Raw genomic sequence first — 22172 nt, 5'->3', positions numbered from 1 at the left:
CAGCGCAGGCTTGTCGTTGGGCGGTAGACAGTTAGCGCAGCGCGCTGGGGCTGATTTGCGAAGATCCTGTCATCCCCTGCCCACGAGGCCTGCGCACGGTTTAAACTGCGCCTTTGCGACGCTATTTGTCGCATTGGCGTAAACCCGCTGAAAACGCGGGTTGGCGCTATAAGAAGTTGTCGCTTGGCGGCAAGGCCGCTCTGAAAACTGTCCTTACAATCCCTGCATCGCCCGCCAGTTCCAGGCAGGCGTTCCTCTTCAGGAGACTCCGATGTCCGTTGAGCAAGCCCCGGTGCAACGTGCCGATTTCGACCAGGTCATGGTTCCCAACTACGCACCTGCCGCATTCATCCCCGTGCGTGGCGCAGGCTCCCGTGTGTGGGACCAGGCGGGTCGCGAGCTGATCGACTTTGCCGGCGGCATCGCGGTCAACGTGTTGGGCCACGCCCACCCGGCGCTGGTCGGTGCGTTGACCGAACAGGCTAACAAGCTGTGGCATGTCTCCAATGTGTTCACCAATGAGCCGGCCCTGCGCCTGGCCCATAAGCTGATCGACGCCACCTTTGCCGAGCGCGTGTTCTTCTGTAACTCCGGCGCCGAAGCCAACGAGGCCGCGTTCAAGCTGGCCCGTCGCGTGGCGTTCGACCGTTTCGGTACCGAGAAGTACGAGATCATTGCCGCGCTGAACAGCTTCCACGGCCGTACCTTGTTCACCGTCAACGTTGGTGGTCAGTCGAAGTATTCCGATGGCTTCGGTCCTAAAATCACCGGCATCACCCACGTTCCTTATAACGACTTGGCTGCGCTGAAAGCCGCCGTGTCGGACAAGACCTGCGCCGTGGTGCTCGAACCGATCCAGGGCGAAGGCGGCGTACTGCCGGCCGAGTTGGCTTACCTGCAAGGCGCCCGCGAACTGTGCGACGCCAACAATGCGCTGCTGGTGTTCGACGAAGTGCAGACTGGCATGGGCCGTAGCGGCCACCTGTTTGCCTACCAGCACTACGGTGTGACGCCGGACATCCTCACCAGCGCCAAGAGCCTGGGCGGCGGTTTCCCGATCGCGGCGATGCTCACCCGCGAAGACCTGGCCAAGCACCTGGTGGTCGGCACCCACGGCACCACTTACGGCGGTAACCCGCTGGCGTGTGCGGTGGCCGAAGCGGTCATCGACGTGATCAACACCCCTGAGGTGCTGGCCGGCGTCAACGCCAAACACAACCAGTTCAAGGCGCGCCTGGAACAGATCGGCAAGCAGTACGGCATCTTCACCGAAGTGCGTGGCATGGGCCTGCTGATCGGTTGCGTATTGAGTGATGCGTTTAAAGGCAAGGCCAAGGACGTGTTCAACGCGGCCGAGAAAGAAAACCTGATGATCCTGCAAGCCGGTCCGGACGTGGTGCGTTTCGCGCCGAGCCTGGTGGTGGAAGAAGCGGACATCAACGAAGGCCTGGATCGCTTCGAACGTGCAGTAAAAACCCTGACACAAGCCTGATAACTACACCTTCTGCCGGCCGGACTGGGTCAAAAATGTGGGAGGGGGCTTGCCCCCGATAGCAGTCTGTCAGTTGATACATCCGGTGACTGATAAACCGCTATCGGGGGTAAGCCCCCTCCCACATTGAAATATGGTTGTTCCAGCTATGTCCGGTAATTTTCCCCTATGAGTTTTAGAGTTAAGGAGTGACACCATGCTGGTGATGCGCCCCGCGCAAATGGCTGATCTGGGCGAGGTACAGCGTCTGGCTGCGGACAGCCCGATTGGTGTCACCTCCTTGCCGGATGATGTGGAACGCCTCAGCGACAAGATCGCCGCCAGCGAAGCGTCCTTCGCGGCCGAGGTAAGTTTCAACGGTGAAGAAAGCTATTTCTTCGTGCTCGAAGACACCGAGACCGGCAAGCTCGCCGGTTGCTCGGCCATCGTCGCGTCGGCCGGCTACTCGGAGCCTTTCTACAGTTTTCGTAACGAGACCTTCGTGCACGCCTCGCGCGAGCTGAAGATCCACAACAAGATCCACGTGCTTTCCCAGTGCCACGACCTCACCGGCAACAGCCTGCTCACCAGTTTCTACGTGGTGCCCGAGCTGGTCGGTTCGCCGTGGTCGGAACTCAATTCCCGTGGCCGCCTGCTGTTCGTCGCCAGCCACCCCGAGCGCTTTGCCGACTCGGTGGTGACCGAGATTGTCGGCTACAGCGACGAGAACGGTGATTCGCCGTTCTGGGATGCCATCGGCCGTAACTTCTTCGACCTCAACTACGCCGCCGCCGAGCGTCTGTGCGGGCTGAAAAGCCGTACGTTCCTCGCCGAGCTGATGCCGCACTACCCAATCTACGTACCGCTGTTGCCGGACGAAGCCCAGGAAGCCATGGGCCAGGTGCACCCGCGTGCGCAGATTACCTTCGACATCCTGATGCGCGAGGGCTTCGAGACCGACCATTACATCGACATCTTCGATGGCGGCCCCACGCTGCATGCACGGGTTTCGGGGATTCGCTCTATTGCCCAGAGCCGCGTGGTTCCGGTGAAGATCGGCGAGATGGTCAAGGGTGTCGGCCGCCAATACCTGGTGAGCAACGCGCAGTTGCAGGATTACCGTGCGGTGATGCTGGAGCTGGACTACGCGCCCGGCAAACCGGTGACCCTGGACTTGGCAACTGCCGAAGCCCTGGGCGTTGGCGAAGGCGCGAGTGTGCGCTTGGTAGCGGTATAAAGACTGAGTTTCGCGGGTGGCTGACAACAGCGGCCCGTCTGAGGAGATAGCATGATCGTTCGTCCCGTACGCAGCAGCGATTTACCGGCCCTGATTGATCTGGCGCGCAGCACCGGCACCGGCCTCACGACCTTGCCGGCCAACGAAGAGCGCCTGACCCATCGGGTTGGCTGGGCGGAAAAAACCTTTCGCGGCGACGCCGGGCGTGGCGATGCGGACTACCTGTTCGTGCTGGAAAACGACGAAGGCCGAGTGGTGGGGATTTCCGCCATCGCTGGCGCCGTTGGCCTGCGTGAGCCTTGGTATAACTTCCGGGTGGGCCTGACCGTCAGCGCCTCCCAGGAACTGAACATTTACCGCGAGATTCCGACGCTGTTCCTGGCCAACGACCTCACCGGCAATTCCGAGTTGTGCTCGTTGTTCCTGCACGCCGACTACCGCAACGGCCTCAACGGCCGCATGTTGGCCAAGGCGCGCATGTTGTTTATCGCTGAGTTTCCGCAGTTGTTCGGCAACAAGATCATTGCCGAGATGCGCGGCGTGTCTAACGATGCCGGGCGTTCGCCGTTCTGGGAAAGCTTGGGTCGTCACTTCTTCAAGATGGAATTCAGCCAGGCTGACTACCTCACCGGCGTGGGCAACAAGGCGTTTATCGCCGAGCTGATGCCGAAGTTTCCGTTGTACAGCTGTTTCCTGTCGGAAGACGCGCGCAACGTGATCGGCAAGGTCCATCCGGACACCGAACCCGCGCTGAGCATGCTCAAGAGCGAAGGCTTCAGCTACCAGGGCTATGTCGATATCTTCGACGCCGGCCCGGCAGTGGAGTGTGAGACCAGCAAAATCCGTGCGGTGCGCGACAGCCAGTCGCTGGTGCTGGCCATCGGCACGCCGGGGGACGACGCCACGCCGTTCCTGATCCATAACCGCAAGCGCGAAGAGTGTCGCATCACCGCCGCACCGGCCCGCCTGGCGGCAGGCACGCTGGTGGTCGATCCGCAGACTGCCAAGCGCCTGCAACTGGTGGTGGGTGATCAAGTGCGCGCTGTACCGTTGTCTGCTGCTCGGGAGTCGAAATAATGAATTCGCTGTATATCGCAGGTAGCTGGCTGTCTGGCCAGGGTGAGTTGTTTGAATCACGCAACCCGGTGACTCAAGACGTGCTGTGGGCCGGCAACGGCGCCACTGCCGAGCAGGTCGAGTCCGCTGTGCAGGCCGCGCGCCAGGCGTTCCCGGCCTGGGCCAAGCGTTCGCTGGAAGAGCGCATCAGCGTGCTGGAAACCTTCGCCGCGACCCTTAAACGTCGCGCCGATGAAATCGCCCGCTGCATCGGTGAGGAAACCGGCAAGCCGTTGTGGGAATCGGCCACTGAAGTCACCAGCATGGCCAACAAAATTGCGATCTCGGTGCAAAGCTACCGGGAGCGTACTGGCGAGAAGAGCGGCCCCCTGGGTGACGCCACCGCCGTGTTGCGCCACAAGCCCCACGGTGTGGTGGCGGTGTTTGGCCCTTACAACTTCCCTGGGCATTTGCCCAACGGGCATATCGTCCCGGCCTTGTTGGCGGGTAACACCGTGCTATTCAAGCCGAGCGAGTTGACTCCCAAAGTCGCCGAGCTGACCGTGCAGTGCTGGATCGAAGCCGGTCTGCCGGCGGGTGTGTTGAATCTGCTGCAAGGTGCGCGGGAAACCGGTATCGCGTTGGCGGCCAACCCAGGCATCGACGGTTTGTTCTTTACCGGTTCGAGCCGTACCGGCAATCACCTGCACCAGCAGTTCTCCGGACGCCCGGACAAAATCCTGGCCCTGGAAATGGGCGGCAACAACCCGCTGGTGGTGGACGAAGTGGCCGATGTGGATGCGGCGGTCTACACCATTATCCAGTCGGCGTTTATCTCTGCCGGCCAACGTTGTACCTGCGCCCGTCGCCTGCTGGTGCCGGAAGGCGCCTGGGGCGATGCATTGCTGGCGCGGCTGGTGGCGGTGAGTGCGACGATTGAAGTCGGTGCGTTCGACCAGCAACCGGCGCCGTTCATGGGCTCGGTGATTTCCCTTGGCGCCGCGAAAGCGCTGATGGATGCCCAGGAGCTGATGCTGGCAAATGGCGCTGTCGCGCTGCTGGAAATGACCCAGCCGCAGGATCAGGCCGCGTTGCTGACCCCAGGCATCATCGACGTGACCGGTGTGACCGAGCGCGAAGACGAAGAACTGTTCGGCCCGCTGTTGCAGGTGATCCGCTACGCTGATTTTGAGGCGGCGATTGCCGAGGCCAACAACACCCAGTACGGCCTGGCCGCCGGTTTGTTGTCGGACTCCGAGGCGCGTTACCAGCAATTTTGGCTGGAAAGCCGCGCCGGGATCGTCAACTGGAACAAACAACTGACCGGCGCTGCGAGTACCGCACCGTTCGGTGGGGTGGGGGCGTCGGGCAACCATCGGGCCAGTGCGTATTACGCGGCGGATTATTGTGCGTACCCGGTGGCGTCGCTTGAAACGCCAAGCCTGGTGGTGCCGGCCACGCTAACCCCCGGCATTACGCTGATCTAAATGTGGGAGGGGGCAAGCCCCCTCACACAGGGGTTCAGTGGTGTATTCAAGTAATTTGATGCCTATAAAAACAGATGTTCGTGGAGCCTCGCCGATGAAATCCTATGAAGTCAATTTTGACGGTCTAGTGGGGCCGACCCATAACTACGGCGGTTTGTCCTTCGGCAACGTCGCGTCCCAGAGCAACAGCCAGCAGCATTCCAACCCCAAGGAAGCAGCGTTGCAGGGCCTGCAAAAAATGAAAGCCCTGATGGACATGGGCTTTGTGCAAGGCGTACTCGCGCCCCAAGAGCGCCCGGACGTGGCCGCCTTGCGCAGCCTTGGCTTCAGCGGGACCGATGCCCAGGTGATCCAGCAGGCGGCCAAGCAGGCCATGCCGTTGTTGGTCGCCAGTTGCTCTGCGTCGAGCATGTGGGTGGCCAACGCCGCCACGGTCAGCCCGAGCGCCGACACGGCGGATGGTCGCGTGCATTTCACCGCCGCCAACCTCAACTGCAAGTACCACCGCAGCATTGAACACCCGACCACCAGCCGCGTGCTGGGCGCGATGTTTGCTGACCAGAAACACTTTGCCCATCACGCCGCATTGCCGGCGGTGGCGCAGTTCGGCGACGAAGGCGCGGCCAACCACACGCGTTTTTGCCGTGAATATGGCGAGGCCGGGGTAGAGTTTTTTGTGTTCGGCCGCAGCGCGTTCGATCCCCGTTACCCGGCCCCCCAGAAATACCCGGCACGCCAGACGCTCGAAGCCTCACAGGCCGTCGCCCGTCTGCACGGTTTGAAAGACGACGGCGTGGTCTACGCCCAGCAGAACCCGGCCGTGATTGATGCGGGTGTGTTCCACAACGACGTGATCGCGGTGGGCAACGGCGAAGTGCTGTTCTATCACGAGGATGCGTTCCTCAATACCGAACAGATGCTCGCCGAACTGCAAGGCAAGTTGGGCAAAGTGGGCGGCAACTTCCAGTCGGTGTGCGTGCCGCGCGCCCAGGTCAGCGTCGAGGACGCAGTGCGTTCCTACCTGTTCAACAGCCAGTTGCTGACCCGACCTGACGGCTCGATGCTGTTGATCGTGCCAGAAGAGTGCCGCGCCAATGAGCGCGTGTGGCATTACCTGCAAGGCCTGACCGCTGCGGGTGGGCTGATCCGCGAAGTGAAGGTCTTCGACCTCAAGCAGAGCATGCAGAACGGCGGCGGCCCGGCGTGCCTGCGCTTGCGCGTGGCGCTGAACGAAACGGAACTGGCGGCGGTGAATCCAGGGGTTATCATGACCGCGCCGTTGTACGACACGCTGACCCAATGGGTCGACAAACACTACCGCGACAGCCTGCGTGAAACCGACCTGGCTGACCCGCAGTTGCTGCTTGAGTGCCGGACGGCACTGGATGAACTGACGCAAATCCTTAAACTGGGCTCGGTTTATCCTTTCCAGATCAATTAACGCCGCACGGCTGAGAACTATTTTATGACCACCGACACCCTGAAGCTGATCCTTGAAGACACCGACGGCACCCAGCTGGAAACCTCCTGCACCCGCGTCGCCGTGGTCTGGCAGGGCAAGGAAATCTGGATCCAGCACGACGGCCGTGGCCAACTGCTGATCGGTGTGGACGTCGAAGAAGGCGATGCCGAATACGCCAACCTGCTGATGCGCCCACTGGCCACCAACCTGATGAGCCTGCAGCTGGAAATGGAACCGGCCGACGTTGAAGGTGATGACGACGATCACGTCCACGGCCCAGGCTGCAACCACTAAGGAAGCTGCGTATGCTCGCCCTCGGCAAATTGCTTGAACTGACCCTCGCCGGTCGTGAACCGGCGCAAAAAATTCAATCGACTGTCGACGGCGTGCAGATGCGCTGGCTCAGCGAGGGCGCGCTTGAAGTGCGTCCTCCTGAAGCACGGGACAATGGCAGCGACCTGCTGCTGTCGTCCGGCATCCATGGCAACGAAACCGCGCCGATCGAACTGCTCGACCGCTTGTTGCATGGCATCGCCCGTGGGGAGATCAAACCCCGCACTCGTATTTTGTTCCTGTTCGGCAACCCCGAGGCGATGCGCCGCGGCGAGCGTTACCTCGAACTGGACGTCAACCGGCTGTTCAACGGCCGTCACGAAAAAAACATCGGCCCCGAAGCCATGCGCGCCGCCGAGCTTGAACAACTGGCCCGTAGCTTCTTCAGCCAGCCTGACCGTTCGCGCCTGCATTACGATTTGCACACCGCCATTCGCGGCTCGAAGATTGAGCAGTTCGCCCTGTACCCCTGGAAAGACGGGCGCCAGCATTCGCGTCGCGAACTGGCGCGTTTGAACGCTGCCGGCATGGACGCGGTGCTACTGCAGAACAAGACGTCGATCACCTTCACGGCGTTTACCTACGAGCAACTGGACGCCGAAGCTTTCACCCTGGAACTGGGCAAGGCGCGGCCATTCGGGCAGAACCAAGGGGTGAATGTTTCCCGCCTGGAGCTGCGCCTCAAACAGATCATCGAAGGCACGGAGCCTGAGACTGACAGCCTGGACGGGTTGAAACTGTTCGCCGTGTCGCGTGAAGTCATCAAGCACAGTGATGCATTCCTGCTGCACTTGCCGGCTGACGTGGAAAACTTTTCGGAATTGGAAAAGGGTTATCTGCTGGCCGAAGATGTGGCCAAGACGCGTTGGGTGATCGAGGAGGAGGGCGCACGCATCATCTTCCCCAACCCTAAGGTGAAGAATGGTTTGCGGGCAGGGATATTGATTGTGCCGACCACGGACGCTGGCCTGGCATAGGTCTCAAGGCGTAACCGGATGCAAATGTGGGAGGGGGCAAGCCCCCTCCCACATTTTGTTTTGCAGTGTTGCTTAGACCGCTACCGCCCGTGGCTCGCTACGACGGATCGCCCGTACCTTGTGCAGGGTATCTGCGCAGGTCTTCGCCGCTTCCTGGCCCTTGTGCACAAAGTGATCATGGAAGAACGCGTGGTGTTCGCTGCCCGCGTGGAAGTGATGCGGCGTCAGCGATACTGAGAACACCGGCACTTCAGTTTCCAGCTGCACCTGCATCAGGCCGCTCACCACCGATTGGGCGACGAATTCGTGACGGTAGATGCCACCGTCCACCACCAGCGCGGCGGCAACGATACCGGCGTAACGACCGGTCTTGGCCAGTAGCTTGGCGTGCAGGGGCATTTCAAAGGCGCCGCCGACTTCGAAGAAATCGATGTCCGATTCCTGGTAGCCCTGGGCGATCATTTCGGCGAGGAAGCCTTTACGGGATTGGTCGACAATATCCTTGTGCCAGCAGGCTTGGATAAACGCGACGCGCTCGCCGTAGTGGTTTTTGCTTTTGCTGTCGATAGCGGTGGGTTGCATGTTCTGACTCCTGTTTAAGAAAAAAACAGGGCGTTATGAATCGAATGGGATTTAAGGGTACGCATGCGTCAATAGGCGCGCGGCCCTTAGGTCTCAATCCCGTTCTCTCTTCATCCGGACTATGACCGTCGGCCCCGGGATCACACCGGGTCTGCTGACCTTGTCGCCGTCCCGCGTGAGCAGTTCGAGGCGCCAAGCGCTCGCGGGCTATACACATTGCGTGTAATTACCGCCGGTGGGGAATTACACCCCGCCCTGAGAACGTTGCCACCAGAACCCTGGCGGCGGGGAGATTTTTAACATGGTTTTTCAAAAACTGCACGGACGCCGTATCGATAACCTATATCGGTTTGTTTGGTTGGTATTCGATTGAATGTAAACGGGGCTTGATATTCCGGGGCTTTGCCCGCAGTAATCATCGATAAAAGGACGTACTCAACCTGTTAGAGGCCTGTTTCATGACCGTGATTGACCTGCGCAGCGATACCGTGACCCAACCCACCCCCGGCATGCTGGACGCGATGGCCACTGCCGTCAGCGGCGATGACGTCTACGGTGAAGACCCCAGCGTCAATCTGCTGGAAGCTGAATTGGCCAAGCGCCTTGGGTTTGCTGCGGCGTTGTTCGTGCCCACCGGCACCATGAGCAATCTGCTGGCGTTGATGGCTCATTGTGAGCGCGGTGAGGAATATATCGTCGGCCAGCAGGCCCACACCTACAAATATGAAGGCGGTGGTGCAGCAGTGTTGGGTTCGATCCAGCCCCAGCCGTTGGAAGTGCAGGCGGATGGCTCCCTGGATTTGAACCATGTACGGGACGCGATCAAGCCGGACGATTTCCACTTCGCCCGCACCCGCTTGCTGGCTCTGGAAAACACCATGCAAGGCAAAGTGCTGCCCTTGGAATACCTGGCCCAGGCGCGGGCGTTTACCCGTGAACATGGCTTGGCCCTCCATTTGGATGGCGCGCGAATCTATAACGCGGCGGTCAAGCTTGGGGTGAATGCGCGGGAGATCGCCCAGCATTTCGATTCGGTGTCGGTGTGCCTGTCCAAGGGGCTCGGTGCCCCCATCGGCTCGGTGCTGTGCGGCTCTACGATGTTGATCGCCAAGGCCCGGCGTTTGCGCAAGATGGTCGGTGGCGGTATGCGCCAGGCCGGTTCCCTGGCTGCGGCGGGGCTGTATGCCTTGGATCATCAGGTGCAACGCCTGGCTGATGACCACGCCAACGCTCAGTGGCTGGGCGAAGAGCTGCGCAAAGCGGGGTATGAGGTCGAGCCGGTGCAGACCAACATGGTCTACGTGCAGATCGGCGATCAGGCCCAGGCCTTGAAGGCCTTTGCTGCCGAGCGCGGGATCAAGTTGAGCGCCGCGCCACGCCTTCGTATGGTCACTCATCTGGATGTCAGTCGGGCGCAGATCGAGCAGGTGCTTGCGACATTCGTCGAATTTTCGCGCAAATGATCGTGCAGACCGTCTAATTGAGCGTCTCTATCGCATAAACACGCTGTACCCCCGGCAAAGGGCCGATATAATGCGGCCTTTTGCCGTCGCTCCGTCTGATGATGTTGCGCACTGGCCTTTGGCCGCAGCCTCCGTGGAAGAACCTAATGAAAAGCGCAGAAATCCGTGAAGCCTTCCTTCGCTTCTTCGAAGAGCAAGGTCACACCCGTGTCGCCTCCAGCTCTTTGATCCCAGGCAATGACCCAACCCTGCTGTTCACTAACGCGGGGATGAACCAGTTCAAGGACTGCTTCCTGGGCCAGGAAAAGCGCGCCTACACCCGCGCCACCAGCAGCCAGAAGTGCGTACGTGCCGGCGGCAAGAACAGTGACCTGGAAAACGTCGGCTATACCGCCCGTCACCACACGTTCTTCGAAATGCTGGGTAACTTCAGCTTCGGTGATTATTTCAAAAAAGATGCGATTACCTTCGCCTGGACCTTCCTGACCGGCGTGCTGAAGCTGCCAAAGGAAAAACTCTGGGTCACCGTCTACGCGACGGACGATGAAGCGTATGACATCTGGACCCAACAAATCGGTGTGCCTGCCGAGCGCATGATTCGCATCGGCGACAACAAGGGCGCGCCTTACGCCTCCGACAACTTCTGGACGATGGGCGATACCGGCCCATGTGGCCCTTGCACCGAGATCTTCTACGATCACGGCGCCGACATCTGGGGTGGCCCGCCGGGCTCGCCGGAAGAAGACGGCGACCGTTACATCGAGATCTGGAACAACGTATTCATGCAGTTCAACCGCACCGCCGATGGCGTGTTGCATCCGCTGCCAGCGCCGTCGGTGGACACCGGCATGGGCCTGGAGCGGATCAGTGCGGTGATGCAGCACGTTCACTCCAACTATGAAATCGACCTGTTTACCAACCTGCTGAGCGCGTCGGCGGCGGCCATTGGTTGCGCCAATGAGGGCCAGTCTTCGCTCAAGGTTGTGTCGGACCATATTCGTTCCTGCGGCTTCCTGATTGCCGACGGTGTGCTGCCGTCCAACGAAGGCCGTGGCTATGTGCTGCGCCGCATCATTCGTCGAGCCTGCCGCCACGGTAACAAGTTGGGCGCCACCGGCAGCTTCTTCTACAAAATCGTTGCCGCCTTGGTGGCCGAGATGGGCGAAGCGTTTCCAGAACTCAAGCAGCAGCAGGGCAACATCGAGCGCGTGCTCAAGGCTGAAGAGGAGCAGTTCACCAAGACGTTGGAGCACGGTCTGAAGATCCTGGAACAGGACCTGTCTGAGCTCAAAGGCACCGTGGTGCCGGGCGATGTGGTGTTCAAGCTTTACGATACCTATGGCTTCCCGATGGACCTGACCGCTGACATCGCCCGTGAGCGCGAGCTGACCATTGATGAAGCTGGCTTCGAACGTGAGATGGAAGCCCAGCGCGTACGTGCTCGCTCCGCCAGCTCCTTTGGCCTGGACTACAACACCCTGGTCAAAGTTGATGTGCCTACCGAGTTCACTGGCTACAAGGCGACCCTTGGCTCGGCCAAGATCGTTGCCCTCTATAAAGATGGCAAGTCGGTCGACGTTCTAAATGAAGGCGACGAAGCCGTTGTGGTCCTGGACCAGACGCCGTTCTACGCCGAGTCGGGCGGCCAGATCGGTGACTGTGGTTTCCTGAGCTCGACATCGGGTCGTTTTGAAGTGCGTGACACCACTAAGACCGGCGGTGCGTTCCTGCATCACGGCGTGTTGGTGCTGGGCAACTTGACGGTCGGCGCGCCAGTGGACACGCAGGTCGATGCCGAAGTACGGCATGCAACCGCCTTGAACCACTCGGCCACTCACTTGCTGCACGCTGCATTGCGTCAGGTGCTGGGTGAGCACGTCCAACAGAAGGGTTCGTTGGTCGATAGCCAGCGTCTGCGTTTCGACTTCAGCCACTTCGAAGCGATTAAGCCGGAGCAGATCAAGGCCCTGGAAGATATCGTCAATGCACAAGTGCGCAAGAACACCCCGGTTGAAACCGAGGAAACCGATATCGAGACCGCCAAGGCCAAGGGCGCCATGGCACTGTTCGGCGAGAAGTACGGCGACAACGTGCGCGTACTGAGCATGGGCGGCGACTTCTCGGTGGAACTGTGTGGTGGTATCCACGCCAACCGCACGGGCGACATTGGCCTGCTGAAGATCATCAGTGAAGGCGGTGTGGCCTCCGGTGTGCGACGTATCGAGGCGGTGACTGGCGCTGCGGCCCTGGCCTACCTCAATGCGGCCGAAGAACAACTCAAGGAAGCGGCCAGCCTGGTCAAGGGCAGCCGCGACAACCTGATCGACAAGCTGTCCGCCGTGTTGGAGCGCAACCGTGCTCTGGAAAAACAGCTGGAGCAGTTGCAGGCCAAGGCAGCCAGTGCGGCAGGCGACGATCTGTCGTCTTCTGCGGTGGACGTCAAGGACGTGAAAGTCCTGGCGGCGCGCCTGGATGGTCAGGATGGTAAGGCGCTGTTGGCCCTGGTCGATCAGTTGAAGAACAAGCTCGGCCGCGCAGTGATCCTGCTCGGCGGTGTCCATGAGGATAAGGTCGTTCTGGTTGCCGGTGTAACCAAAGACCTGACTGGCCAACTCAAGGCCGGTGATTTGATGAAGCAAGCCGCCGCGGCGGTGGGCGGGAAGGGCGGTGGTCGTCCGGACATGGCGCAAGGCGGTGGTGTCGATGCCGGTGCTCTGGATGCGGCCCTGGCCCTGACCGTGCCGTTTGTCGAGGCAGGTATTTAAGGCGTTGTTAACTGGCCCGTGGTCTAGTCGCGGGCTTGTTCGGTGCTGGTTGATTGGATATTTAGGCGCCCCTTTACGGGCTGAGGCGGCTTAGAAATGGCTTTGATCGTACAGAAATTTGGAGGCACCTCGGTCGGCTCTGTCGAAAGAATCGAGCAGGTTGCCGACAAGGTTAAGAAATTCCGCGATGCTGGCGACGACCTGGTGGTGGTGCTGTCGGCCATGAGCGGCGAGACCAATCGCTTGATCGAGCTGGCCAAGGCAATCAGTGGCGACCAGCAACCGCTCCCGCGTGAGCTGGACGTGATCGTCTCTACGGGTGAGCAGGTGACCATCGCCTTGCTGGCCATGGCCCTGAACAAGCGTGGCGTTCCTGCGGTGTCCTACACGGGCAGCCAGGTGCGTATCCTCACCGACAGTGCGCACACCAAGGCGCGCATTCTGCAGATCGATGATCAGAAAATTCGCACTGATCTGAAAGCTGGCCGCGTGGTAGTTGTAGCGGGCTTCCAGGGTGTGGATGAACACGGCAACATCACCACCCTCGGGCGTGGCGGTTCGGACACTACCGGCGTGGCCCTGGCGGCAGCTCTCAAGGCTGATGAGTGCCAGATCTACACCGATGTGGATGGCGTCTACACCACTGACCCGCGTGTGGTTTCCGTGGCCCAGCGTCTGGACAAGATCACCTTCGAAGAGATGCTGGAAATGGCCAGCCTCGGTTCCAAGGTTTTGCAGATCCGCGCGGTGGAGTTCGCCGGCAAGTACAACGTTCCGCTGCGCGTATTGCACAGCTTCAAAGAGGGTCCGGGCACCCTCATTACTATTGATGAAGAGGAATCCATGGAACAGCCGATCATTTCCGGCATCGCTTTCAACCGCGATGAAGCCAAGCTGACGATCCGTGGCGTGCCAGACACCCCGGGCGTGGCCTTCAAGATTCTGGGCCCGATCAGTGATGCGAATGTTGAAGTCGACATGATCGTGCAGAACGTCTCGCACGATAACACCACCGATTTCACGTTCACTGTGCACCGCAACGAGTACGATGCGGCATTGAAAATCCTGGAGAACACCGCGAGCGAGATTGGCGCCCGTGAAGTGGTCGGCGATATCAAGATTGCCAAGGTGTCGATCGTGGGTGTGGGCATGCGTTCCCATGCCGGCGTTGCCAGCCGTATGTTTGGGGCTCTGGCCAAGGAAAGCATCAATATCCAGATGATCTCCACGTCTGAAATCAAAGTCTCGGTAGTGATCGAAGAGAAGTACCTGGAGCTTGCTGTGCGCGCGCTGCATACCGCGTTTGAGCTAGACGCTCCGGCCCGACAGGGCGAGTGATGTAGTGCCAGGAAGGCGCGGTCTACCGCGCCTTTCCTTTTTTTGTAGGGCGCATGGTCTTTTGTGTGCGCTCGACAATACTTAGGTCGTTAGGGCTATGACTCTCGAGTCGTAGGTCGAACGCCTTTTTTTTGCAGACTGTTGTTCCTGAAATGAAATGCGTGAGGAGAAAGGTATGCTGATTCTGACTCGTCGGTGCGCAGAAAGCCTGATTATCGGTGATGGCGAAATCACCGTGACCGTGCTCGGCGTCAAAGGCAATCAAGTACGTATCGGGGTTAATGCTCCGAAAGAGGTAGCGGTCCACCGCGAGGAAATCTACCTGCGGATCAAGAAAGAGAAGGACGAAGAACCAAGCCTTTAATTTTTATCGTTTTTTATGTTTGCAAACGGGGAGGAACGTGGTTAATATACGCCCCGTGTTGCGGAGAGCTGGCCGAGTGGCCGAAGGCGCTCCCCTGCTAAGGGAGTACACCTCAAAAGGGTGTCGGGGGTTCGAATCCCCCGTTCTCCGCCATTATTTGCTTAGTACGTTGCAATCTGGTTTTTTCGGTAAGTTGTTGAAAATTAACGAAAAAATAGCTTTACATAGAGATTGAACGGCCTATAATGCGCGGCAACAAATGCACTCGTAGCTCAGCTGGATAGAGTACTCGGCTACGAACCGAGCGGTCACAGGTTCGAATCCTGTCGAGTGCACCATTTAAGAGTTAGTTGCAGCAATGCGGTTAACTTGGCTTCAACCAGTTGTGATCTGGTCTAAAAACACAATCTGCACTCGTAGCTCAGCTGGATAGAGTACTCGGCTACGAACCGAGCGGTCACAGGTTCGAATCCTGTCGAGTGCACCATACAAACAAAAAGCCCGCCTAGTGCGGGCTTTTTGCCGTCTGGGGTTTGTGTCGGACTTTATCTTTTTCTCCTTCCTTGTGTGTTTTCCCTTCGCGCCGTGGCGTCGCAGTTCTAAGATGCAGCCAATACTCAGCTTTGGCTCGCAAGCGCTTGTTCTTTCCAGTTTTTTGACATTTAAGATGGTCGGTCGGTGTATCATTGCGCCCGTCAGCCCCGCCGGGGCTTGTGGAATATCTCCATGGACTTACCCAGTAGTTACTCAGTACCCCGCTTTACCAATCATGAATTGACTGATTGATCCTTCCGGCGTGCCCCGCTGCTGGGAGTGGAGTTCGCCTATGACCGAAGTAGAAGTAAAGAAAACACAAGAAAGCCTGCAAGATCGCTTGGCTCAAGTCATTGAGCTGCTGCAGCGCCAGCGCGTGGTCGAAGACCTTACGCATCGCCAGGAAGGTCCAAACCACGACCGCGTCGAAAACCTGGTTCACCGGCAAAACCTCGTCGAATTGCAGCGCAAGCTCGATGATCTGCACTCCGCCGACGTTGCCTACATTCTCGAAGCCTTGCCGCTCGATGATCGACTGACCCTCTGGCAGTTGGTCAAGGCCGACCGCGACGGCGACATCCTGCTCGAAGTATCCGATTCTGTTCGTGAAACCCTGATCGCCGACATGGACGATCACGAGCTCCTGGCTGCGGCCAGGGAAATGGACGCCGACGAACTGGCTGACCTGGCCCCTGAGCTGCCCCGTGATGTTGTCCATGAGCTGATGGAGGCACTCGACGGCCAACAGCGTGAGCGCGTGCGCTCCGCGTTGTCCTATGACGAGGACCAGGTCGGCGCGCTGATGGACTTCGAGATGGTCACCATCCGAGAGGATGTCAGCCTTGAAGTGGTGTTGCGTTACCTGCGTCGTTTGAAAGAGCTGCCGAGTCATACCGACAAACTGTTCGTGGTTGACTATGAAGGCATTCTCAAGGGCGTGCTGCCGATCAAGCGGCTGCTGGTCAATGATCCTGAAAAAAGGGTTGCTGACCTGATGGCCAGCGATACCGTCAGTTTTCATCCGGACGAAGACGCCTACGACGCGGCCCAGGCTTTTGAGCGCTACGACTTGATCTCGGCGCCCGTGGTCGACAAGAACGGCAAGCTGATCGGCCGTCTGACCATCGACGAAATCGTCGACCTTATTCGTGAAGAGAGTGAAACCGAAGTCCTCAACATGGCGGGTTTGCGTGAAGAGGAAGATATTTTTGCGTCGGTCTGGCGTTCGCTGCATAACCGCTGGGCCTGGCTGGCGGTGAACCTGATCACGGCATTTATAGCCTCTCGTGTGATTGGGCTTTTTGAGGGGTCTATCGAAAAACTGGTGGCTTTGGCTGCGTTGATGCCGATTGTGGCAGGTATTGGCGGTAACTCCGGTAATCAGACCATTACTATGATCGTACGCGCCATGGCGCTGGATCAGGTGAGTACCGCCAACTCTTCGCGCCTGCTGCGCAAGGAGCTGGCAGTGGGTCTGATCAACGGCCTGGTATGGGGTGGTGTGATTGGTCTGGTGGCTTACTTGCTCTATGGCAGCTGGTCGCTGGGGGTGGTGATGACCGCCGCTATGACGCTCAACTTGCTCCTGGCAGCGCTAATGGGTGTGCTGATCCCCATGACCCTGGCGCGCCTCGGCCGAGATCCAGCCATGGGCGCCAGCGTAATGATCACCGCCATGACCGACAGTGGCGGCTTCTTTATCTTCCTGGGTCTGGCGACGATCTTCCTGCTCTGATCCCTTCCGACGGTGGGGGCAAATTTGCCCCCCCAGCCTCGCGTTATCTTTCTAAAATCCGGGCAAAAAAAAGCCAGCACATGGCTGGCCTCGGCTTTCAGTTGCAGATCAATTGGCTTCTGCGGCCGCCTCTACGTCGTGCGCGATAAGCGAGACGAGGGCATTTTGCTGGCGATGGGAGAGCTGACGAAAACGCTGCAGCAGTTCGCGTTCATGCAGTGACAGCTCAGGACTATCCAGGCGCATGCTCAACTCGTCACCTAGCGCACCTTCCTGAATAAGGCTCTGTTCCAGGCGCGCGATGATTTCGGAGTTCATGCTGCGGTGATGATTGCGAGCCACCTCGGCAATGCGTTCCCGCATTCCGTCTGGCAGACGTACGACGAACTTGTCAGCCGTACGGCTGGAATAAATTGCCTGTTTCAATGGGCGCATATATTTAACCGGTTAGTTCAGGGGAGCGGTTTTTGGAATTGGCCGCAAGCGATGAGAGTTAAGACAAGACTCACGACCAAAGTTCAACCCGAATTGCAAAGAGGCCGCATCATGCCTCAGATTTGCCAGTTCCTTGGCGTCAATTCTGTGACAAATATTGAACTGCCTAAAGGCTTTATGCCAGCACTGATTTGCATTTTTGCGGACTGGTTGGAAAACTTTTCTGCGAGAGGGGCGCTTGACGATCTTCCCGTAGAACGGGCCGCAACGGGGCATTCGGGCGGCACATCGTATAGCAAAGTGGCCTTTTGCCCCTGCGTTTAAGACTAGTGGCAATTTGCCGATTTACTAGGGCGAGGCGACATAAGGTAGGACGAGGGGGGAGGGGGTCAGCGCAAAACCGGGTCGAATTTGATGCGGCGACCCATAACAAGGGTCAGCAGTAGAATGCAGGCGCAGACACCGCTCGCAATCAGTGCGTTGAGTTGAGTGTCCTGGGAATCGGCACCCAATCCGTAGATGCCAGTGATAGTGGTCAGGCACAGAAAAAGCCAGGCAGTTTTGGTCATGAGCGGTTACCTTAAAATACCCAGTGTTCGGAGGCCGGGGCGGCCTGAGTGCCTTGAGTCAAGCGTACCGGCGACTGCGCGTTCGGCGTCATGACTGCCAACTGCGGGCGTTGTTGCAAGTGGTGCGGAACAGCCTGGCTGATCTGTGCTGGGTCATTATCGCCCGCCGACTGAAAGTGGAATGTGACCAGCGTAGCCAGAGCGATGGCGTTAAGGGTTAACAAAAGGGCACTGTTCATGGTCATGTTCTCCGCTTAACGCCGTGGCTGAAGGGGTGGTATGGGAGAAGTATTGCAGGTGTCGTGCCAATCTATTAATTCAATAAAATCAATGGTTTAGGTATTGATAAAGATGTCAAAGGCTTGCAATTTGCAATGCTGGCATTTTGGGGGAGTGCATTTTGCACGATTAGCCTGAGTGCCCGTATTTGCGGGTCGAAACCGCAACCTCCGGGGCGCGGATCCTCCTACACTCAAAAAGCCCACGGACGACATGACAAAACCTAACTCGGCCGTTAACATGCACGCCGTCCGTCGCAATGCCCTTGGCCCGACGGCTGTCATTTGTCCCAGTAGCTCAATTGGATAGAGCATCCCCCTCCTAAGGGGAAGGTTGGCCGTTCGAACCGGCCCTGGGACACCAATAAAATAAGGCGTATTGTGAGAAATCTTGATGGCACGAAGTTTTCGTGACAGCAGGGTGGCAGCAAGCGCATTGAAAAAGCCCCGCTCAGGCAGTGACCTGGCGGGGCTTTTTAGTTTTCAGAGTTTATGCGAATTTGACTGAAAGACCGGAGTTGGCGCTACCTGGATATCCGAAGGGTGTATCTGCACCAATGGCTGAGCGAAGCCGGTCAAGAAGCTCTCTTGGTTCGAATTTTTTACCTACGATAGCTAACGATTCTGGTCGGGGATTCTCTGAGCCTCGTGCCCGATAGCCAACTACTGCCGGTGCTCCAATTTCAATAGCCTTTAAGCAAATTCCCCGCATGAAAAACCGGTTGAACTCGCCCTCTGCTAGCAATTGGTGAGCGTCATGCCGCATCGCAATTGGCTTACCTTGGCGCAGGTCGTACGGATTGAGCAGGCGTTGTCGCGCAATCTCGTTGGCCAGCCAATCGTCGGAATGGTTCGCGGAGGCCTCTTTCAATAATTGATGCCAGACGTTTTTTCCTTGGGCATTCAGGCGGGGGCTGTGATATAGAATTTGGCCTGCCAGATCGTTATCCATCTCTTGAATCATTAACCCACGGATCTCTGGATTGAGATCTTTTTGATTCAGTCCCATGTCGCTCCCTCAACTGACGAAACTGGCGCACAGGAAGTGAGCCATTGTCGAGGAAGCGTAGCTCAATGCCAGCATATGCTTCGGCGGGTTTTACGCTACAGCCTGACAGCGGCATCCCTGATCCTTAAAACCGTCGTTGTGGAGCAGTTTGCGTGCCGCGCTGTTGCGCGAATGCCCAGGCCCGCGCCGAGCAGTTCAGTTACACGCTTGTGCAGATCCTCATTCACTGGCCGGCCCTGATACTTCCCTGCGGCCTTGGCCTTCTCAATGCCTTGCGCCTGGCGCTCGCGGCGCTGTTCGTAATCCTTGCGCGCAATGGCGGCCATCATTTCCACCAGCATTGAGTTGATCGCCCCCAGCATCCGGCCGGTGAACTCGTCGCCCTTGGTGTCCTGCATTCCCTGGTGGCTCGTTGGTAGGTCAAGCGCAACGATGCGCAGGCCCTTTGAGTCAATGGCCGCCTTGAGCTTTTTCCAGTCCTCGACCGGGAGGCGAGATAGACGGTCTATAGACTCCACCAGCAGCACGTCGCCCTTGCGTGCATCTTTCAGCAGTCGCACCAGCTCCGGCCGGTCGGCGGTGGCGCCGCTGGCGTTCTCCAGGTACACGCTGGCAATGACCTTGTTATGGTCGCTGGCGAACTGCTCAAGCGAGGCGCGCGCGCGGCCGGCGTCTTGCTCTTCGGTGGATGCTCGGAGGTATGCGCGGATGAACATGATGTGTGCCTGTATCAGTTAGGGCGTCCTACTAATAATGTTGCACTTTGGGTGTTACTTATCAAGCGCAAAGCCCAAAAAAGGCAAAATAAGCCTGTATCTGGATAGGCATATTCAAAAGTACGGCTTTGGATTTACCACCGATACGCTGTAATTTGCAGGGCATCGCGACCGCTTCGGTCACGACTCACTGGAAGGGAATTCATGAAAGGTGACATCAGTTTGAGTACGTTCATCGGCGAGGTAAAAAAAGAGTTGCTTGCCTCGGTGGACGATGCGAATCCTTTTTTCGATATTGGGGAGGTCGAGCTTGAGGTCTCGTTCACCCTGGAGGGCTCGGGTAAAGCAGGGTTTAAGTTTGTTGTAGTGAACGCGGATGTATCGACCAAAGCCGCTCAAACTCATAAGGTAAAAGTGAAGTTAACCCCGTTTTTGGTGAGGGAGGCTCCTCCTGGGGGCACGCCGGAAGAAGTCGGTGAAGTTGAAGGCGACGAGGGTGCGTTGAATCTCAAGGGAGGAGCGGCGGCCTCTGGAGCGTCATCCAGGCGGACGATTAAAGTAGCGCCACAGGCGAAGCGCGAAAATGGGAAGCCCCTTTCTAAGCAGCCGTCCAAAAAAGACCGAAGTGCCAACGCGTAATTAAACCGTCGCTTAATTTTGATACTGAACAACACAGTGTGCAGGTTTCACACACTGTGTTGTTTTCGACACGGTGGCGGGTCAAAGGGAGCTTGGGCGGATGTCCGTGCCGTTCTGGGTGCCAGAGATTCGGTACTTCTGAACCTCGCCCGCTGCCACCTCTGATGCCGTCTCCTTGACTGGCTGGCCGATCTGCATCGCGCAAAGGCCGTTGCCCTCATCATCACCAGCGATGCCGACAATATGACGGCCCGGCTTGACCTGGAATTTCACCACTTCGCCAGTGTTGATGCGGGCGACCTTTTTCCCGTCAATGAGCACGGTCGCCATACAGCCACCCGAAGCCCAAAACCCGTTATCCCGGCTTACCACCAACGTAGCACCACCCGGAACGGCGGCCTGGTAGGCATAGACCCGATCGACAGGCACGCGCTTGGCCGAACCTGGCTCGACCGGCGTGCTTGAACAGCCGGCCAGCAACACGGCAGCGGCGGTGAGCAGAATCCTGTACATATTTCTTCCTCGTGGGTTGATGGGTGACTTCATACCAGCCTGGCTACATCTGGTCTTCGGCGTAGATAGCGGCACTGATGATTGCGCCTCCTACCCGCCGCTTGCCGTAGCAGAGCGGTACCGGGTTACCGGATGCCGTGGTGTTCTTGGCGCTGCCGAAGGCGTAGCCGGGAGTATTCTCCGGCGCCGCGCTGGTTTTAAGGCCGCCGGCCTGGGGGCTGAGCATTTGGATAACCCCGCCAGCCACGAGCGCAATCCCAGGGGCAAGCGTTGCGCCGTTGGTAAATGCGCTGGCCACGATCAACACGATGCCGACGATGGTCTGGAGTATGCCGGCGCGCTTGCTCCCGGTGATCACTGGAACCACCCTTATTTCCCTGGCCCCGCCGAGAGTCAACTCGGATTCGCCTACGTTCTTCCTGTTGCGGAAAATTGCGAACTCCAGGCCGATAGACCTTGCTCGCGCGATGTCGCTCAGGAATCCCGGGTGATTCACATCGATTGCCCTCAGTGCCTCCCTGGTGTCGCCATGAGCGGACAGCGCATAGGTATGTCGACGGCCATATTTTTTGGCCAGTGAGCCACTGAGCAGAATGGTTGTGCGCGGTGAATATTCGATGGCAGTCATACCTGATCCTCAGCGTAAATAGCAGCGCTGATGATGGCGCCACCCCAGCGACGGTGGCCGATACAGAGAGGTACGGGCAAGCCCGATGCCACAGTATTTTTCGCACTACCAAAAGCATAGCCAGGCGTGTTCTCTGGCGCGGCGCTGGACTTCAAACCCTGGGCTTGCGGGCTCAGCATTTGAATCACGCCGCCGGCGGCTAAGGCGATACCCGGCGCAAGAGTTGCACCATTTGTGAAAGGGCTCATAACGATCAGTACGGCCCCTATGATCGTCTGCAAGATGCCTGCCCGCTTACTGCCTACGATCACTGGAGCGATGATGATGTCGCCCTGGCCTTGGTAGTTGAGCTCGCTCTCCCCAATGTTTTTCTTTCCTCGAAAAACGGCGAACACCAGCCCGCGTGACCTGGCATGTGAGATAAAACGTTCCAAGCCAGGAATCTGCACACACAGTGCCTTCAAGGCTTCCGCCGGCGTCCGCACGGCCAGGTCGTAGGACCGGCCGAACTGCCGGAGCTGGCCGTAGAGTTTGATGGTGGTCATAGGGGAGTTATCGAATGCTGTAGCGGCCATGGGGCC

22 protein-coding genes, 4 tRNA genes and 1 riboswitch are annotated in these 22172 nt (G+C 58.5%); of the genes, 17 read left to right on the top strand and 9 right to left on the bottom strand.

The window, feature by feature from the left end:
- Positions 1-271 precede the first annotated feature (271 nt).
- From CKW32_RS19070 to astE, 7 genes are all read left to right on the top strand, one after another.
- Complete coding sequence (locus tag CKW32_RS19070) at positions 272-1492, top strand: aspartate aminotransferase family protein (protein ID WP_095185704.1); 1221 nt, start codon at positions 272-274, stop codon at positions 1490-1492.
- A gap of 196 nt (positions 1493-1688) precedes the next feature.
- On the top strand, positions 1689-2708 hold the full coding sequence (gene aruF, locus CKW32_RS19065) for an arginine/ornithine succinyltransferase subunit alpha (protein WP_032886753.1): 1020 nt from the start codon (positions 1689-1691) through the stop codon (positions 2706-2708).
- A gap of 51 nt (positions 2709-2759) precedes the next feature.
- Complete coding sequence (astA, locus tag CKW32_RS19060) at positions 2760-3785, top strand: arginine N-succinyltransferase (protein ID WP_032886754.1); 1026 nt, start codon at positions 2760-2762, stop codon at positions 3783-3785.
- On the top strand, positions 3782-5251 hold the full coding sequence (gene astD, locus CKW32_RS19055; protein ID WP_164444890.1) for a succinylglutamate-semialdehyde dehydrogenase: 1470 nt from the start codon (positions 3782-3784) through the stop codon (positions 5249-5251). Before astA ends, astD begins: the two co-directional genes overlap by 4 nt.
- A 94-nt stretch (positions 5252-5345) precedes the next feature.
- The gene (gene astB, locus CKW32_RS19050; protein WP_095185702.1) at positions 5346-6692 is read left to right on the top strand and encodes an N-succinylarginine dihydrolase; all 1347 of its coding nucleotides are present in this window, start codon (positions 5346-5348) and stop codon (positions 6690-6692) included.
- A gap of 24 nt (positions 6693-6716) precedes the next feature.
- Complete coding sequence (locus tag CKW32_RS19045) at positions 6717-7007, top strand: hypothetical protein (RefSeq protein WP_003214319.1); 291 nt, start codon at positions 6717-6719, stop codon at positions 7005-7007.
- Between the two features lie 11 nt (positions 7008-7018).
- Positions 7019-8023, top strand: coding sequence for a succinylglutamate desuccinylase (gene astE / locus CKW32_RS19040; protein ID WP_095185701.1), 1005 nt, complete (start codon positions 7019-7021; stop codon positions 8021-8023).
- 72 nt (positions 8024-8095) lie between these two features.
- Here the strand turns inward: astE and CKW32_RS19035 are convergent, their stop codons facing one another.
- Positions 8096-8605, bottom strand: a complete 510-nt coding sequence (locus tag CKW32_RS19035) for a 6,7-dimethyl-8-ribityllumazine synthase (RefSeq protein WP_095185700.1) — start codon at positions 8603-8605, stop codon at positions 8096-8098.
- Positions 8606-8702: 97 nt separating this feature from the next.
- Positions 8703-8872: riboswitch (FMN riboswitch) on the bottom strand.
- 191 nt (positions 8873-9063) lie between these two features.
- Here CKW32_RS19035 and ltaE point away from each other — a divergent pair.
- The 8 genes from ltaE (at position 9064) to mgtE (ending at position 16804) form a co-directional block, all read left to right on the top strand.
- Positions 9064-10068, top strand: a complete 1005-nt coding sequence (gene ltaE, locus CKW32_RS19030) for a low-specificity L-threonine aldolase (RefSeq protein ID WP_095185699.1) — start codon at positions 9064-9066, stop codon at positions 10066-10068.
- A gap of 146 nt (positions 10069-10214) precedes the next feature.
- The gene (gene alaS / locus CKW32_RS19025; protein ID WP_095185698.1) at positions 10215-12833 is read left to right on the top strand and encodes an alanine--tRNA ligase; all 2619 of its coding nucleotides are present in this window, start codon (positions 10215-10217) and stop codon (positions 12831-12833) included.
- A gap of 96 nt (positions 12834-12929) precedes the next feature.
- Positions 12930-14171 carry an aspartate kinase gene (locus CKW32_RS19020; RefSeq protein ID WP_032886761.1) on the top strand — a complete coding sequence of 414 codons (1242 nt, stop codon included), beginning with the start codon at positions 12930-12932 and terminating at the stop codon, positions 14169-14171.
- A 175-nt stretch (positions 14172-14346) separates the two neighbouring features.
- Positions 14347-14535, top strand: coding sequence for a carbon storage regulator CsrA (gene csrA / locus CKW32_RS19015; RefSeq protein ID WP_003175645.1), 189 nt, complete (start codon positions 14347-14349; stop codon positions 14533-14535).
- Between the two features lie 62 nt (positions 14536-14597).
- Positions 14598-14688 (top strand) — tRNA-Ser (locus tag CKW32_RS19010).
- A gap of 108 nt (positions 14689-14796) precedes the next feature.
- A tRNA-Arg gene (locus CKW32_RS19005) sits at positions 14797-14873 on the top strand.
- A gap of 72 nt (positions 14874-14945) precedes the next feature.
- Positions 14946-15022 (top strand) — tRNA-Arg (locus CKW32_RS19000).
- A 339-nt stretch (positions 15023-15361) separates the two neighbouring features.
- On the top strand, positions 15362-16804 hold the full coding sequence (gene mgtE, locus CKW32_RS18995; RefSeq protein ID WP_032886762.1) for a magnesium transporter: 1443 nt from the start codon (positions 15362-15364) through the stop codon (positions 16802-16804).
- Positions 16805-16912: 108 nt separating this feature from the next.
- Here the strand turns inward: mgtE and CKW32_RS18990 are convergent, their stop codons facing one another.
- The 3 genes from CKW32_RS18990 to CKW32_RS18975 form a co-directional block, all read right to left on the bottom strand.
- Complete coding sequence (locus CKW32_RS18990; RefSeq protein ID WP_003175643.1) at positions 16913-17239, bottom strand: Arc family DNA-binding protein; 327 nt, start codon at positions 17237-17239, stop codon at positions 16913-16915.
- A 389-nt stretch (positions 17240-17628) separates the two neighbouring features.
- On the bottom strand, positions 17629-17808 hold the full coding sequence (locus CKW32_RS18980; RefSeq protein WP_095185696.1) for a PA3371 family protein: 180 nt from the start codon (positions 17806-17808) through the stop codon (positions 17629-17631).
- An 11-nt stretch (positions 17809-17819) separates the two neighbouring features.
- A complete protein-coding gene (locus CKW32_RS18975; protein WP_032886764.1) occupies positions 17820-18047 on the bottom strand; it encodes a hypothetical protein in 228 nt (75 codons plus the stop codon).
- A 326-nt stretch (positions 18048-18373) separates the two neighbouring features.
- Here CKW32_RS18975 and CKW32_RS18970 point away from each other — a divergent pair.
- Positions 18374-18450 (top strand) — tRNA-Arg (locus CKW32_RS18970).
- 126 nt (positions 18451-18576) lie between these two features.
- On the opposite strand, the gene CKW32_RS18965 is transcribed toward CKW32_RS18970, so the two are convergent.
- Complete coding sequence (locus CKW32_RS18965; protein WP_095185695.1) at positions 18577-19095, bottom strand: hypothetical protein; 519 nt, start codon at positions 19093-19095, stop codon at positions 18577-18579.
- A 95-nt stretch (positions 19096-19190) separates the two neighbouring features.
- A complete protein-coding gene (locus tag CKW32_RS18960; protein WP_095185694.1) occupies positions 19191-19811 on the bottom strand; it encodes a recombinase family protein in 621 nt (206 codons plus the stop codon).
- 204 nt (positions 19812-20015) lie between these two features.
- On the opposite strand from CKW32_RS18960, the gene CKW32_RS18955 reads away from it, so the two are divergent.
- On the top strand, positions 20016-20450 hold the full coding sequence (locus CKW32_RS18955; protein ID WP_095185693.1) for a trypco2 family protein: 435 nt from the start codon (positions 20016-20018) through the stop codon (positions 20448-20450).
- Positions 20451-20531: 81 nt separating this feature from the next.
- Here CKW32_RS18955 and CKW32_RS18950 read toward each other — a convergent pair whose 3' ends face one another.
- Genes CKW32_RS18950 through CKW32_RS18940 form a run of 3 tightly spaced genes read right to left on the bottom strand, consistent with a single transcriptional unit; the run spans position 20532 to position 22166 of the window.
- Positions 20532-20963, bottom strand: coding sequence for a hypothetical protein (locus CKW32_RS18950; RefSeq protein WP_095185692.1), 432 nt, complete (start codon positions 20961-20963; stop codon positions 20532-20534).
- Between the two features lie 43 nt (positions 20964-21006).
- Positions 21007-21591 (bottom strand): tail assembly protein, encoded by a 585-nt coding sequence (locus CKW32_RS18945; protein WP_095185691.1) that lies wholly within the window; start codon positions 21589-21591, stop codon positions 21007-21009.
- Positions 21588-22166, bottom strand: a complete 579-nt coding sequence (locus CKW32_RS18940; RefSeq protein WP_095185690.1) for a tail assembly protein — start codon at positions 22164-22166, stop codon at positions 21588-21590. The genes CKW32_RS18945 and CKW32_RS18940 overlap by 4 nt, the downstream gene beginning before the upstream one ends.
- Between the last annotated feature and the right edge of the window lie 6 nt (positions 22167-22172).

The organism is Pseudomonas sp. Irchel 3H9, assembly GCF_900187495.1.
GTDB classification, from domain to species: domain Bacteria; phylum Pseudomonadota; class Gammaproteobacteria; order Pseudomonadales; family Pseudomonadaceae; genus Aquipseudomonas; species Aquipseudomonas sivasensis.
This window is presented reverse-complemented; position numbering and strand designations above follow the sequence as displayed.

Coding starts and splice junctions, on each gene's coding strand:
- CKW32_RS19070 (WP_095185704.1), top strand. CDS start 272: ATGTCCGTTGAGCAAGCCCCGGTGCAACGTGCCGATTTCGACCAGGTC.
- aruF (WP_032886753.1), top strand. CDS start 1,689: ATGCTGGTGATGCGCCCCGCGCAAATGGCTGATCTGGGCGAGGTACAG.
- astA (WP_032886754.1), top strand. CDS start 2,760: ATGATCGTTCGTCCCGTACGCAGCAGCGATTTACCGGCCCTGATTGAT.
- astB (WP_095185702.1), top strand. CDS start 5,346: ATGAAATCCTATGAAGTCAATTTTGACGGTCTAGTGGGGCCGACCCAT.
- CKW32_RS19045 (WP_003214319.1), top strand. CDS start 6,717: ATGACCACCGACACCCTGAAGCTGATCCTTGAAGACACCGACGGCACC.
- astE (WP_095185701.1), top strand. CDS start 7,019: ATGCTCGCCCTCGGCAAATTGCTTGAACTGACCCTCGCCGGTCGTGAA.
- CKW32_RS19035 (WP_095185700.1), bottom strand. CDS start 8,605: ATGCAACCCACCGCTATCGACAGCAAAAGCAAAAACCACTACGGCGAG.
- ltaE (WP_095185699.1), top strand. CDS start 9,064: ATGACCGTGATTGACCTGCGCAGCGATACCGTGACCCAACCCACCCCC.
- alaS (WP_095185698.1), top strand. CDS start 10,215: ATGAAAAGCGCAGAAATCCGTGAAGCCTTCCTTCGCTTCTTCGAAGAG.
- CKW32_RS19020 (WP_032886761.1), top strand. CDS start 12,930: ATGGCTTTGATCGTACAGAAATTTGGAGGCACCTCGGTCGGCTCTGTC.
- csrA (WP_003175645.1), top strand. CDS start 14,347: ATGCTGATTCTGACTCGTCGGTGCGCAGAAAGCCTGATTATCGGTGAT.
- mgtE (WP_032886762.1), top strand. CDS start 15,362: ATGACCGAAGTAGAAGTAAAGAAAACACAAGAAAGCCTGCAAGATCGC.
- CKW32_RS18990 (WP_003175643.1), bottom strand. CDS start 17,239: ATGCGCCCATTGAAACAGGCAATTTATTCCAGCCGTACGGCTGACAAG.
- CKW32_RS18980 (WP_095185696.1), bottom strand. CDS start 17,808: ATGACCAAAACTGCCTGGCTTTTTCTGTGCCTGACCACTATCACTGGC.
- CKW32_RS18975 (WP_032886764.1), bottom strand. CDS start 18,047: ATGAACAGTGCCCTTTTGTTAACCCTTAACGCCATCGCTCTGGCTACG.
- CKW32_RS18965 (WP_095185695.1), bottom strand. CDS start 19,095: ATGGGACTGAATCAAAAAGATCTCAATCCAGAGATCCGTGGGTTAATG.
- CKW32_RS18960 (WP_095185694.1), bottom strand. CDS start 19,811: ATGTTCATCCGCGCATACCTCCGAGCATCCACCGAAGAGCAAGACGCC.
- CKW32_RS18955 (WP_095185693.1), top strand. CDS start 20,016: ATGAAAGGTGACATCAGTTTGAGTACGTTCATCGGCGAGGTAAAAAAA.
- CKW32_RS18950 (WP_095185692.1), bottom strand. CDS start 20,963: ATGTACAGGATTCTGCTCACCGCCGCTGCCGTGTTGCTGGCCGGCTGT.
- CKW32_RS18945 (WP_095185691.1), bottom strand. CDS start 21,591: ATGACTGCCATCGAATATTCACCGCGCACAACCATTCTGCTCAGTGGC.
- CKW32_RS18940 (WP_095185690.1), bottom strand. CDS start 22,166: ATGGCCGCTACAGCATTCGATAACTCCCCTATGACCACCATCAAACTC.